Below are 12,196 nucleotides of genomic sequence, written 5' to 3' on the forward strand. Positions count from 1 at the left end.
CGGGTTCCCCATGTGCCCCGCCGTGACCTATAATGGGGTCGAATCCCCGCGAGGAGTTTTGAGATGGTCCAAGACGTCAGAGATTTGCCGGCCGGCCGCAGCGATGGGCTGAACCGCTTTCTCGGCGGCTCGCCGCTGGCGGTCGCGTTTCGCCTGGTCCTGCTCTCGATCCTGGTCGGCGTCGTGCTCGCCGCGATCGGCTTCGATCCCTGGAATATCATCTACAGCATCCGCTTGCTGTTCCAGCGCCTCTGGGATCTCGGCTTCGACGCGGTGAACTGGCTGTGGCGCTACTTCCTGCTCGGCGCCGTCATCGTGGTTCCGATCTGGCTGCTCTCGCGCGTATTCGGCGCGCCGCGCAACAGGTAAGGATTTGGGAGCCCGCAGCCGATGCAGTTACGCTTTGTCGGCTGCGGCGACGCCTTCGGCTCGGGCGGCAGGCTCAACACCTGCTTCCACGTCTCGGGGCGCGCGGCCAACTTCCTGATCGATTGCGGCGCGTCGGCCCTGCCGGCGTTGAAGCGACTCGAGATCGACCGCAACGAGATCGACCTCATTCTCATCACGCATTTCCACGGCGACCATTTTGCCGGGCTGCCGTTTGTCCTGCTCGATGCGCAATTCTCGCGGCGGACCCGGGCCGCTGACGATCGCGGGCCCGCAAGGCCTCGAGACGCGGCTCGCCCAAGTGATGGAGGCGCTGTTCGAGCACTCCTCGAAGACCAAGCAGCGCTTCGAGCTGAACGTCATCGAACTCGCGCCTGGGCAAAGCCAATCCTTCGGCGGAGTGAATGTAACGCCCTACCCGGTGGTGCACGGCGAATCCGGCGGGCCGCATCTGGCCTACCGCGTCGAGGTTGAAGGCCGTACGCTCGCCTACAGCGCCGACACCGAATGGACGGAGACACTCATTCCGCTGGCGCATGGCGCGGACCTTTTCATTGCTGAAGCCTATATGTACGAGAAGGTGGTCAAGAACCATCTCAGCCTGAAGACCTTGGAACAGCATCTGCCAGCAATCGGCGCGAAACGCCTGGTCCTCACCCATATGAGCGACGACATGCTGTCGCGCCTGGACGACGTACCGCATCTCGCCGCCGAAGACGGCATGGTGCTCGTGTTCTGACATGCACGCGCCCGTTCATCCCAGGATCGGCTCCCGCCAGGTGTTCGCCATTGCCGGTCCCGCGATGGTCGCGAACCTCACCACGCCGCTGATCGGCGTGGTCTCGACCACCGCGATTGGGCGGCTCGACGATGCCGCGCTGCTTGGCGGCGTCGCGATGGCCTCCGTCATCTTCGACTGCCTGTTCTGGCTGTTCGGCTTCCTGCGCATGAGCACGCTCGCCTTCACGGCGCAGGCGCTGGGCGCGGGCGAGACGCGCGAGGAGACCGTGATCCTGGTGCGCGGCTTCATCGTCGCGGGCCTGATCGGCGCCGCGCTGATCGTGCTGCAACTGCCGCTGGCCGCCGGGCTGTTCGACCTGATGGGCGGCAGCGAAGGCGTCACGCGCGCGGCAAAGACCTATTTCATGATCCGGATCTGGTCGTCGCCGTTCGCCTTCGCCAACTACGTCATTCTCGGCTGGCTGGTGGGGCAGGCGCGCGCCAATCCGGCGCTGCTGCTGCAGGTCGTCATCAACCTCATCAACATGGCGGCGACGATCTTGCTGGTGCTGGTCTACGACACCGGCATCGCGGGCGCGGCGATCGCCGCACTGATCTCGGAGACGATTGGCTTCGTGCTCGGCGTGATCGTCTGCCGGCGCTATGCGGATGGCGGCTTTGCGGTGCCCCTTGCCACGCTGCTCGACCGGGCAAAACTGATGCGGCTGCTGGCGGTGAACTCCGACATCATGATCCGCACCGCGGCGCTGATCGCCGTGTTCCTGTTCTTCACCGCCAAGGGCGCACGCGCCGGCGACGTCACGCTGGCGGCGAATTCCGTGCTGAACAATTTCCTGCTGGTCAGCGCGTTCTTCCTCGACGGTCTTGCGAACGCAGCCCAGCAGCTCTGCGGCCGCACTTTTGGCGCGCGCGATGCCAGGGGCTTTGCGGACTCGACACGGCTGGTGCTGCTGTGGGGCCTCGGCTTCGCGCTGGTCGTCGCGGTGCTGTTCGCGCTGTTCGGGCCGAACCTGATCAATGTCATGACAGCGAGCGAGGACGTCCGCCGCGCCGCGCGCGAATTCCTGCCGTTCATCGTGCTTGCGCCGATCCCCGGCGTGTTCGCGTTCGGCTTCGACGGCATCTATGTCGGCGCGACCTGGGCACGCGAGATGCGCAATCTGATGCTGTTATCGTTCACGATCTTTCTCGGGGCCTGGTGGGCGCTGCAATCGTTCGGCAATGCCGGGCTGTGGAGCGCGCTGATCGCCTTCTACGTCGCCCGCGGCGGGTTGCAGGGCGCGCGCTATCCGGCGCTGTATCGGGTGACGTTTCCGAAATCGTAGATTCGTAGCCCGGATGGAGCGCAGCGAAATCCGGGGTCTTCGTGCTCGCGGAAAGATTCCCGGATTGCGCTGCGCTCCATCCGGGCTACTGGACGGTGGCTACATCCCCGGCCAGTCTTCCGCCGTGAGTGTCGCCGCGTCGGCGCCGACGATTTCGGACAGCGAATCCCGCCCTGTCCGCAGCAGCGTCGAGGTGAGATCGCGTTTGATCTCGTCGACGAGGCCGAGGCCCTTGTAGACCAGCGACGAATAGAGCTGGATCAGGCTCGCGCCGGCGCGGATCTTCGTCAGCGCGGCGCCGCCGGAATCCACGCCGCCGACGCCGATCAAGGGGAACGCGCCCTCGACGCGCACATAGGTCTCCGCGACCATGCGCGTCGACAGGCGGAACAGCGGCCGGCCGGACAGACCACCCTGCTCCTTGGCGCGCATTTCCTCGCGCAGCGTGCTCGGCCGCGCGATCGTCGTGTTCGCCACGATCATGCCGTCGACCCGGCGCGAGCGCGCCACCTGCACGACGTCGTCGAGCTGGGCGAGGCTCAAATCAGGCGCGATCTTGAGCAGCACCGGCGTGTCGCCGGCCTTCTGGCGCACCCGCTCGCGCGCGTCGATCACCCTGGCGAGGAGATCGTCCAGCAGCGCACCTTCCTGCAAATTGCGCAGACCCGGCGTGTTCGGCGAGGAGACGTTGACGGTGAAATAGCTCGCGACCGGCGCAAAAGTCTCGATCAGCTTGACGTAATCGCCAACGCGATCCGGCGAATCCTTGTTGGCACCGACATTGACCCCGACGATGCCGCCGTGCTGCGCGCGCGCCGCGAGCCTGCGCAGCGCGACTTCCGCGCCGTCATTGTTGAAGCCCATGCGGTTGATCACGGCCTCGTCGCGCTCCAGACGAAATAGCCGCGGCCGCGGATTGCCGCTTTGCGGCTTCGGCGTCACCGAACCGATCTCGACGAAGCCGAAGCCGAGCCGCAGCAACGCATCCGGCACCTCGGCGCTCTTGTCGAAGCCCGCGGCCATGCCGATCGGATTGGGGAAGTTGAGCCCGAAGGCACGCACGGCGAGCTTGGGATCGTCAGGCCGCGGCTTGACCGGCGGCAGGAAGCGCAGGCCCTGGATCGCGAGGCGATGCGCATCCTCCGGATCGAGCCAGCGCAGCACCGGCAGCGAAAAGGCGTCGAAGGCGCGGATCACGGGTTAAGCTCCGGAACGTCGTGGCCGCCATCGGAGCGCATGTTGAGATTCATCACCGACAGCACCGCGCCGAGATCGAGCTCGCCATAGAGGTGCGGAAACAGCTCCTCATTGCGCGAGCGCTCCCAGCGCAATGCGCTGCCGAGCGCGTCGCCGTCGACCTCGACCAGGAACAGCGCGCGCTGCCCGAAATAGTGCTTGCGCAAGGTCTCGGGAACCTGGGGCGCGGTCGAGAAATGGATGAAACCGTCGCGCGAATCGTCCGCGCTGCCCCGGTAGACACCCTGCCGTTCCGCCTCGCGCCAGGCCGAGGCCGGACAGATTTTGTAGATCTTGACCACCGCTCACGCAGCCCTGTTTGCTCTTTGAGTCTTTTGGGTTTTTTCGTCTCGTGCGGGTCCTCAAAACCCGGGCGCGACCGTAATGGCCGCCCCCTCCGAACTCAAGGCTTAGAGCCATTTCCGTTCCGATGAAATCGGAACGGGGCTTTTAAATTCTTGTTTTGACGCGTTTTCTTGACGCGAACCGGTATCCGCTTCGCTTGAAAATGCTTCTCCCGCCACCCCTTGCGCGAAAAACGGAAAACCGGTTGATTTGAGGACAGTTTTCCTGAGTTGCGACGGGCTGGACCTTCCATGGTCAGACAGGCCAAAGCGCAGAGGATACTGACTCACGACCAGATCTGGGGAGCGCTGGATCGGCTGGCGGAGCGTGCCGGCCTGTCGCCGTCCGGCCTCGCCAAGCGGGCCGGGCTCGATCCCACCACCTTCAACAAGTCCAAGCGTGTCACCCCCGACGGGCGCGAGCGCTGGCCATCCACCGAATCGATCGCGAAAGCGCTGGCGGCGGCCGGCTCCTCGATGGACACCTTTGCCGGGTTGACCGGTGACGACGCCAGCGACGGCCGCTCGGTGCCGCTGCTCGGCCTCGCACTAGCCGGCGCGAGCGGAGCTTTCGACGAATCCGGCTTTCCATCCGGCAAGGGCTGGACCGAACTTGCGTTTCCCACCGCCGAGGACAGTCGCGCCTTTGCGCTGGAGATTTCCGGCGATGCGCTTGCCCCGGCCTATCGCGACGGCGACGTCATCCTGATCTCTCCCCGCGCGCCGATCCGCAGAGGCGATCGCGTGGTGGTGAAGACCAAGGCGGGCGAGGTGACGGTCGCGACGCTGAAGCGCCGCACGGCAAAGGCACTGGAATTGCAGCCGCTCGATGCATCGCAGGCGGAGCACACGATGGCGCCGAGCGACGTCGGCTGGATCGCGCGAATCGTGTGGGCGAGCCAGTGATTGCGTCGTGACTGGACCATGACGCCGGCCGCGCCGCTTCTCGCCCCGGCGACCTTGCGACTCACCACCCCTCTCGCATAGGTTGCGGCCGATTTTGCCGATCAAATTCATCGCAGGGGGATATGATGAATCGCCGTCACGCATTGAAGGCCCTGGCGGGTCTCGCGCTTTGTCCGCTGTGCAAGCCGGCCTTTGCCGCCGAAGGCACGCATTGGAGCTACGAGGGCGCCGGCGGCCCGGCCAAATGGGGCGATCTCGACGCGGCCAACAAGGCCTGCGCGGTCGGCCTGCAACAATCGCCGATCGACATCGAGGGGACGATCAAGTCGCAATTGCCTGTTCTGAAGCTGAACTGGGGCAAGAGCGCCGACACCATCGTCAACAACGGGCACACGATCCAGCTCAACTTCGCCGAAGGCAGCACGCTCACGCTCGGCGACGTCAAATACAAGCTGCTCCAGGTGCACTTCCACCGGCCGAGCGAGCACATGATCGGCGGCAAGAACTTTCCGATGGAAGCGCACTTCGTGCATCGCAACGATGCCGGCGGGCTCGCCGTGGTCGGCGTGCTGATGGCGGAAGGCAAGCCGAACACGGCCTTCGGCAAGATCGTCAAGACCATGCCGGCGGCGGAAGGCCCCGCGGTGAAGGCCGATGCAGCGATCGATCCCCACGCCATGCTGCCGCACAGGCTGAGCTACTTCCGCTACTCCGGCTCGCTGACGACCCCACCCTGTTCGGAGGTCGTCGAATGGCTGCTGCTGACCGACCCGATCCAGGTGTCAGCCACCGACGTCGCTGCGTTCGCAAAGCTCTATCCGATGAACGCGCGCCCGGTGCAGAAGGACAACCGGCGCTTCGTGCTGCGCTCGATCTGAGGCGCGCTTCAAATCTGTAGCCCGGATGAGCGTGGCGACATCCGGGCTACGTACGGCATCTACTACGCGCTTCGCGCCAGCGCACCGTCGATCATGTTCACCGCGTTCTGCACGCCGTAGACCGCGACGAAGGAGCCGAAGCGCGGGCCCTTCTCCTGGCCGAGCAGCACCTGGTAGAGCATGTTGAACCAGTCGAGCGTCACGCCCGGACGGCCGTCCTTGCCCTTCTTGACCTGGTCGAGGAACGGCTCGCGGCGGCCGATCTCGTAGACGACGTTCTGGATGTCCTCGGCCGAGGATTCCTGCGGAAGCTGCGACAGCGCATCGCGCAGATCCTGCAACGCGGCGCGCTCAACCTCGGTCGGCTCGCGGAACTGCTTCGTCGGCGCCACGAAGTCACGATAATAGTTGATGGCATAGCCGACCATCGCATCGAGCTTCGGATGCGTCTGCGGGCTGACGCCGGGACGATAGCGACCGATGAAGCCCCACAGCGTCTCGGCATTCTCCGCATTCGACGACGACACCAGCGTCAAGAGGAGCTGGAACGTGACGGGCATGTCGCCCTTCGGCGGATGGCCGTTGTGGATGTGCCAGACCGGATTGCCGAGCTGCTGCTTGCCATCCTGCTTGGCAAAGCCATCGATGAACTGCTGGTAGTCGTCGACATTGCGCGGGATGACATCGAAATACAGCCGCTTGGCCGCCTTCGGCTCGCGATACATGAACAGCGACAGCGATTCCGGCGAGGCGTAGCGCAGCCATTCGTCGATGGTGAGGCCGTTGCCCTTCGACTTCGAGATCTTCTGGCCCTTGTCGTCGAGGAAAAGCTCGTAGTTGAAGCCTTCGGGCGGCGTGGCGCCGAGCGCCCTGGCGATCGCGCCTGACAGCTTCACGGAGTCGATCAGATCCTTGCCGGCCATCTCGTAGTCGACGCCGAGCGCGACCCAGCGCATCGCCCAGTCGGCCTTCCACTGGCACTTGACGTTGCCGCCCGTCACCGGCGTCTCGACTTCCTGGTTGGTATCGGGATCGACATAGGTCACCGTGCCGGCCGCGACGTCGCGGCGGATCATCGGCACTTGCAACACGACACCGGTGGTCTTGCTGATCGGCAGGAACGGCGAATAGGTGGCGCGGCGATCGGGGCCGAGCGTTGGCAGGATGATCGCCATCACCTTGTCGTAGGCAGCTAACATCTTCAGCAACGTCGCGTCGAAGCGGCCGGACGTATAGTAGTCGGTCGAGCTCGCGAACTCGTAGTCGAAGCCGAAATGATCGAGAAAGGCGCGCAGGCGCGCGTTGTTGTGGTGCCCGAACGACGGGTACTCGTTGGAGAACGGATCCGGCACCCGCGTCAGCGGCTTGCCGAGATGCGCGGCCAGCATCTCCTTGTTGGGGACGTTGTCGGGCACTTTCCGAAACCCGTCCATGTCGTCGGAGAACGCCAGCAGGCGCGTCTTGATCTTGTCCTCGGTGAGCACACGGAAAGCATGGCGCACCATCGAGGTCCGCGCGACCTCACCGAACGTGCCGATATGCGGCAGGCCGGACGGGCCGTAGCCGGTCTCGAACAGCACCTCGTCCTTCGGGCTTTTCTTCAGCCGCGCAACAATGGCCTTCGCCTGCTCGAACGGCCAGGCGTTGGATTGTTCGGCGAGCGCACGCAGATCGCTCGGGTTCGCGGCAAGATCGATGACAGACATTCAGGGGCCTCCGGGCCGCGGAAAATAGCGATTTCCGGGCAGAATGCAAAAGTAGCAGCGCCTTTATCGTGGAATCGTAGGGTGGGCAAAGCGAAGCGTGCCCACCACTGCCAAAGACGGTGGGCACGGCGCTAGCGCGCCTTTGCCCACCCTACGGCACTAAAACGGGCTCACCGAAAAATACCGCAGCCACAGATCGGTGTAGCGGCCTTTCTCCCAGACGCGGAACAGGGCCCAGTTCAGGGCCTGGCGCAGCACGTCGTTGCCCTTGCGGACGGCGATGCCGATGCCCTCGCCGAAGAAGCGGCTCTCGACGAAGGGGCCGCCGGAGAAGGCGCAGCAATCGCCGGAATCCGTGCCGTTGATCCAGAACGCCAGCGAGATGGCGTCGCCGAAGATGAAGTCGACCTCGCCCTTGCGCAAGGCGGCGCGCATCGCGTCGTCGTTGGGATAGGGGTGCAGCTCGGCGTCGGTGAACATCGCCTTGAGATAGGCTTCGTGCGCGGAGCCGGCGATGACGCCGACTTTCTTGCCCTCGAGGTATTCGGGCCGGATCTCCGGCATCACCGCATCCTTGCGCGAGGCGAAGCGCGCCGGCACGCGGTAATAGGGATCGGTGAAATCGACGCGGACGCGGAGCTGCGGACTCACCGCCATCGAGGCGATGATGGCATCGCCCCGGTTGGAGGAGAGCGCGTCGACCAGGGTCTCGAAGCGGCGCATCTGCACCGTGCAGGTGACCTTGATCTCCTCGCACAGCGCGCGGGCGAGATCGACGTTGAAGCCGGCCGGATTGCCGTCGGCGCCGGTGTAGTTGAACGGCGGATAGTCGGTCTCGGTCAGGAAGCGGATCACGGTCAGGCGCGACAGGTCGGGCCGCTCCGGCCGCCGCCGCGGGTCCCAGAAGCCGGGCACGGCCTGCGGGGCAGCCTGAGGCGCGACCTGCGGCGTGGCCTGGGGTGCCGCCGGAGGCTGCTTGGCCGGGGCCTGGGCCTTTGCGGAGGGCAGGCCTGCGAGCAGACATGCGCAGGCGACCAGCCCGGTCAGGACGCGGCGCACGGTTTTGGACGATTTTGCCTGTCGCGACGGGGCCATCGGCGGGAAATGAACGAATTTCGTTGGGATCGGAAGGCGTTATAGACCATCCCGCCGGGAACGCGAGCGCCGATTGCGGGATGGGTAAAGGTCTCTCAGCCGTCATGCCCGGGCCCGTCCCGGCCATCCACGGACTTTCTCGCCCGCCCAAGAACGTGGATGGCCGGGACAAGCCCGGCCATGACGATGTGGAAAGGACTGCACCCAAACAGGGTCCTCAGAGATACCGCTTCAAATCGGCCGCGGCCTCTTCCGGCGTCCGCTTCATGTTGAACGGCGATACGAACCGCCCGTCGCGGTCCATCAGGTAGATCAGCGCGGTGTGGTCCATGGTGTAGTCGCCGTCCTTGGTCGGGACCTTCTTGGCATAGACCCGGTAGGAGGTGATCACCTTGGCGGTCTCGGCGGGGTCGCCGCTGAGCCCTTCGAGGTGCGGGTCGAAGCTCGACAGATAGTCCTTCATCGTCGCCGGCGTATCGCGCTCGGGATCGACCGAGATGAAGACGGCATTGACCTTGTCGGCATCCTTGCCCATCGCGCGCAGCACTTCCGAGATCTCGAACAACGAGGTCGGGCAGACGTCGGGGCAATGGGTGTAGCCGAAGAAGATCAGGGTCGGCTTGCCCTTCAGGTTCTTGTCGGTGACGGCCTTGCCGTGCTGGTCGGTGAGCTGGAACGGGCCGCCGATCGCGGCCGGCTGCGCCACTTTGCTGACCCCGCCCATCGCCCAGAACACGATCAACAGTCCGACGACGAGGCTTGCAGCGAAGGCGGTCGCGATCACCAGCGGACGGGCGGTGGAGCTCATGAGCGGAAAACTTCCTGTCGCAGGTCAGAAGCAGGCGGCAAAGCCGGTCCTGATCATTTCGAAGAACACCTGGCTGCCGTAGTGGAACCAGAGCGCCAGCGCACCGAGCATGACCAGACCACCGATCCCCGCGCCAGCCAACAGCAGCACGAACGGCAGCCGGCCGGCAGTGGGCGAATTGTCCTGTAGCGGTTGGGCCGGGTGCAGTGGTTGAGCCATAACAACGATCGGGGCGAAGGCCCCGGTTCCCTTGCCATTCAAATAGGCGTTGGCCTGGGCCCGGGCAAGCGCCACGGGTGCTCCAAGGAATACTTCCCGGAATCAGATCGCGCCGATGACGTCAGCGAAGCAGCTGGCCCCGAGCGGACTCCAGCTCTTCCGCCTGCGGGAGAGCCCGGCGCAGGGGGCGGTTGGTCGAGGCCTGCGCGTCGAGGTAGCAGGGCTTGTACATGGCCTGGAGCTGCTTGCCCCTCAGGAACAGCATGTGCGGGGTGAGGCCGCCGCGCTGGTTGATCCAGCGCTTCACCTGCGAGGGATACATCGCATAGAGCATCTGGGTCGCTTCGGAGTTGGTCACCGCACGGCCGTTGGCGCCAAAATCCCAGGCGGCGTGGAAGCCGAGGGTCGCGTGCGAGGTCACACAGATGCGGTCGCGCGGAATGGCGCCGAGGACGATGGTGCAGGCCGAGGCACAGAGACCGTCGATGATGACGGTGTCGCCTGACTGGCGCAGGTCCTGGTATCTGTCGACGTAGGTTCCGATCCGGCCACCGCGGTCATCCGCAATCCGAACCACTGCGTGAGAAGCCCCCATGCTCGCGATGAGGAGAACCGCCGCGAGCAACCCCGTCAGAAACTTCATTGTCCCCCGCCCCAGTCGAATTCGAATCTGCGTGTCAGGTGGTGATGCGTTGCTAGCGTCCGTCGTAACCGTGGTTTTGTCTAGGCGCGCCGGCTGGCTCAAAACAAATTCAAATCCAGTGTTGCGCCCGCGCTGCACCAGGCCCGACTCGGTCCCAAACCGGAACAAGTTAACGATGTCTTACGCGCCAAGCCCTTGATCTCAGTTGCAACGGCTGGCTTCAATCCGGACAACTACAGGGGGGAACCTATGGCGGAAGAGACAGACGTCATCGTCGTCGGCGCGGGACTATCGGGACTGGTGGCCGCAACCGAGATCGCCGACGCCGGCAAGCGGGTGATCGTGGTCGACCAGGAAGGCGAGCAGTCGCTCGGCGGCCAGGCGTTCTGGTCGTTCGGCGGCCTGTTCCTGGTCAACTCTCCCGAGCAGCGCCGGCTCGGCATCAAGGACTCCTTCGATCTCGCAATGCAGGACTGGCTCGGCACCGCCGGCTTCGACCGCGACGAGGATTTCTGGCCGCGCCAATGGGCCGAGGCCTATGTGGCGTTTGCCGCGGGCGAGAAACGCGACTGGCTGCGCGCGATGGGGCATCGCATCTTCCCGGTGGTCGGCTGGGCCGAGCGCGGCGGCTATGACGCGATGGGCCACGGCAATTCGGTGCCGCGCTTCCACGTCACCTGGGGAACCGGCCCCGGCATCGTCGAGCCGTTCGAGCGCCGCGCGCGCGAGGCCATGAAGAGCGGCCGGCTGACCTTCAGGTTCCGCCATCGCGTCGATGCGCTCTCCATCACCAACGGCACGGTGGACGGCATCAGCGGCGCCGTGCTTGCCCCTGACAATGTCGAGCGTGGCAAGAGCTCGTCGCGCAACGTGGTCGGCGAGTTCGCGCTGAAGGCGCAGGCCGTGATCGTGGCGTCCGGCGGCATCGGCGGCAATCACGAGCTGGTGCGGCAGAACTGGCCGAAGCGGCTCGGCGAGCCGCCGAAGTTCATGATCTCCGGCGTGCCGGAGCATGTCGACGGCCGCATGATCGGCATCACCGAGAAATCGGGCGCGCGGCTGATCAACCGCGACCGCATGTGGCATTATGTCGAAGGCATCCAGAACTGGAATCCGATCTGGCCGCGCCACGGCATCCGCATCCTGCCCGGCCCGTCCTCGATGTGGTTCGACGCAACAGGCACGCGGCTGCCGGCGCCGTTGTTTCCCGGCTCCGACACGCTCGGCCAGCTCCAGTACATCATGTCCACCGGCTATGATTATTCCTGGTTCATTCTGACCCAGAGCATCATCAAGAAGGAATTTGCGCTGTCGGGCTCGGAGCAGAATCCCGATCTGACAGGCAAGAGCTGGCGGATGACCCTGCGCCGCGCCACCAACAAGGGCGCGCCGGCGCCGGTGGAGGCATTCAAAAGCCATGGTGTCGACTTCATCGTACGCGACAAGATCGAGGATCTTGTCGCGGCCATGAACAAGCTCGCCGGCAGCGACCTCCTCAAGCTCGAGCATGTCAGGATGCAGATCGAGGCGCGCGACCGCGAGATCGCCAATCCCTACGTCAAGGATGCGCAGGTGATGAACATCCACAATGCGCGGCGCTATATCGGCGACAAGCTGATCCGCACCGCCTCTCCGCACCGCATCCTCGATCCCGCGCAGGGGCCGCTGATCGCGGTCAAGCTCAACATCCTCACCCGCAAGACGTTGGGCGGTTTCGAGACCGATCTCGACTCGCGCGTGTTCGGCAGCGAGGGCAGCGTCATTCCCGGCCTCTATGCGGTCGGCGAAGCCGCAGGCTTCGGCGGCGGCGGCGTGCACGGTTATCGTTCGCTGGAAGGCACCTTCCTCGGCGGCTGCCTGTTCTCGGGCCGCAATGCCGGCCGCGCCGCGGCGAAGGCCGTGGGCTAG

Annotated in this window: 12 protein-coding genes and 1 pseudogene; 6 read left to right on the forward strand and 7 right to left on the reverse strand. The window is 65.1% G+C overall.

Going from position 1 to position 12,196, the window contains the following annotated elements; genetic code table 11:
- The first annotated feature begins 63 nt into the window (after positions 1-63).
- The 3 genes and pseudogenes from ACVJ5M_RS01520 to ACVJ5M_RS01530 all read left to right on the forward strand — a co-directional run bounded on the left by ACVJ5M_RS01520 (position 64) and on the right by ACVJ5M_RS01530 (position 2,453).
- On the forward strand, positions 64-369 hold the full coding sequence (locus ACVJ5M_RS01520; RefSeq protein WP_063979849.1) for a DUF6460 domain-containing protein: 306 nt from the start codon (positions 64-66) through the stop codon (positions 367-369).
- A 21-nt stretch (positions 370-390) separates the two neighbouring features.
- Positions 391-1,126 (forward strand): annotated as a pseudogene (locus tag ACVJ5M_RS01525) (MBL fold metallo-hydrolase).
- Position 1,127: 1 nt separating this feature from the next.
- Positions 1,128-2,453 (forward strand): MATE family efflux transporter, encoded by a 1,326-nt coding sequence (locus ACVJ5M_RS01530; protein WP_063979851.1) that lies wholly within the window; start codon positions 1,128-1,130, stop codon positions 2,451-2,453.
- A 99-nt stretch (positions 2,454-2,552) separates the two neighbouring features.
- Here ACVJ5M_RS01530 and ACVJ5M_RS01535 read toward each other — a convergent pair whose 3' ends face one another.
- Together ACVJ5M_RS01535 and ACVJ5M_RS01540 are read right to left on the reverse strand one after the other, a co-directional pair.
- Positions 2,553-3,650 carry a quinone-dependent dihydroorotate dehydrogenase gene (locus ACVJ5M_RS01535; protein WP_063979852.1) on the reverse strand — a complete coding sequence of 366 codons (1,098 nt, stop codon included), beginning with the start codon at positions 3,648-3,650 and terminating at the stop codon, positions 2,553-2,555.
- Positions 3,647-3,991: a DUF952 domain-containing protein gene (locus ACVJ5M_RS01540; protein WP_063979853.1), complete on the reverse strand. Its 345-nt coding sequence runs from the start codon at positions 3,989-3,991 to the stop codon at positions 3,647-3,649. Before ACVJ5M_RS01540 ends, ACVJ5M_RS01535 begins: the two co-directional genes overlap by 4 nt.
- Before the next feature lie 294 nt (positions 3,992-4,285).
- On the opposite strand from ACVJ5M_RS01540, the gene ACVJ5M_RS01545 reads away from it, so the two are divergent.
- Together ACVJ5M_RS01545 and ACVJ5M_RS01550 are read left to right on the forward strand one after the other, a co-directional pair.
- Complete coding sequence (locus tag ACVJ5M_RS01545; RefSeq protein WP_063979854.1) at positions 4,286-4,939, forward strand: S24 family peptidase; 654 nt, start codon at positions 4,286-4,288, stop codon at positions 4,937-4,939.
- A 125-nt stretch (positions 4,940-5,064) separates the two neighbouring features.
- Entirely contained in the window at positions 5,065-5,817 is a 753-nt protein-coding gene (locus ACVJ5M_RS01550) for a carbonic anhydrase (RefSeq protein WP_063985922.1), read from the forward strand.
- 62 nt (positions 5,818-5,879) lie between these two features.
- Here ACVJ5M_RS01550 and ACVJ5M_RS01555 read toward each other — a convergent pair whose 3' ends face one another.
- The 5 genes from ACVJ5M_RS01555 to ACVJ5M_RS01575 all read right to left on the reverse strand — a co-directional run bounded on the left by ACVJ5M_RS01555 (position 5,880) and on the right by ACVJ5M_RS01575 (position 10,288).
- Positions 5,880-7,523 (reverse strand): lysine--tRNA ligase, encoded by a 1,644-nt coding sequence (locus ACVJ5M_RS01555; RefSeq protein WP_063979855.1) that lies wholly within the window; start codon positions 7,521-7,523, stop codon positions 5,880-5,882.
- 159 nt (positions 7,524-7,682) lie between these two features.
- Entirely contained in the window at positions 7,683-8,618 is a 936-nt protein-coding gene (locus tag ACVJ5M_RS01560; protein ID WP_063979856.1) for a transporter substrate-binding domain-containing protein, read from the reverse strand.
- Between the two features lie 217 nt (positions 8,619-8,835).
- Complete coding sequence (locus ACVJ5M_RS01565) at positions 8,836-9,426, reverse strand: SCO family protein (protein WP_014491337.1); 591 nt, start codon at positions 9,424-9,426, stop codon at positions 8,836-8,838.
- 24 nt (positions 9,427-9,450) lie between these two features.
- Positions 9,451-9,720 (reverse strand): hypothetical protein, encoded by a 270-nt coding sequence (locus ACVJ5M_RS01570; protein ID WP_231143696.1) that lies wholly within the window; start codon positions 9,718-9,720, stop codon positions 9,451-9,453.
- A 46-nt stretch (positions 9,721-9,766) separates the two neighbouring features.
- On the reverse strand, positions 9,767-10,288 hold the full coding sequence (locus ACVJ5M_RS01575; RefSeq protein ID WP_063979857.1) for a Clp protease/crotonase-like domain-containing protein: 522 nt from the start codon (positions 10,286-10,288) through the stop codon (positions 9,767-9,769).
- Between the two features lie 249 nt (positions 10,289-10,537).
- Between ACVJ5M_RS01575 and ACVJ5M_RS01580 the strand changes: the two genes are divergently transcribed.
- On the forward strand, positions 10,538-12,196 hold the full coding sequence (locus ACVJ5M_RS01580; RefSeq protein ID WP_063979858.1) for an FAD-binding dehydrogenase: 1,659 nt from the start codon (positions 10,538-10,540) through the stop codon (positions 12,194-12,196).

Source organism: Bradyrhizobium sp. S3.7.6, from assembly GCF_054061875.1.

Coding starts and splice junctions, on each gene's coding strand:
- ACVJ5M_RS01520 (WP_063979849.1), top strand. CDS start 64: ATGGTCCAAGACGTCAGAGATTTGCCGGCCGGCCGCAGCGATGGGCTG.
- ACVJ5M_RS01545 (WP_063979854.1), top strand. CDS start 4,286: ATGGTCAGACAGGCCAAAGCGCAGAGGATACTGACTCACGACCAGATC.
- ACVJ5M_RS01580 (WP_063979858.1), top strand. CDS start 10,538: ATGGCGGAAGAGACAGACGTCATCGTCGTCGGCGCGGGACTATCGGGA.
- ACVJ5M_RS01560 (WP_063979856.1), bottom strand. CDS start 8,618: ATGGCCCCGTCGCGACAGGCAAAATCGTCCAAAACCGTGCGCCGCGTC.
- ACVJ5M_RS01550 (WP_063985922.1), top strand. CDS start 5,065: ATGAATCGCCGTCACGCATTGAAGGCCCTGGCGGGTCTCGCGCTTTGT.
- ACVJ5M_RS01530 (WP_063979851.1), top strand. CDS start 1,128: ATGCACGCGCCCGTTCATCCCAGGATCGGCTCCCGCCAGGTGTTCGCC.
- ACVJ5M_RS01565 (WP_014491337.1), bottom strand. CDS start 9,426: ATGAGCTCCACCGCCCGTCCGCTGGTGATCGCGACCGCCTTCGCTGCA.
- ACVJ5M_RS01575 (WP_063979857.1), bottom strand. CDS start 10,288: ATGAAGTTTCTGACGGGGTTGCTCGCGGCGGTTCTCCTCATCGCGAGC.
- ACVJ5M_RS01555 (WP_063979855.1), bottom strand. CDS start 7,523: ATGTCTGTCATCGATCTTGCCGCGAACCCGAGCGATCTGCGTGCGCTC.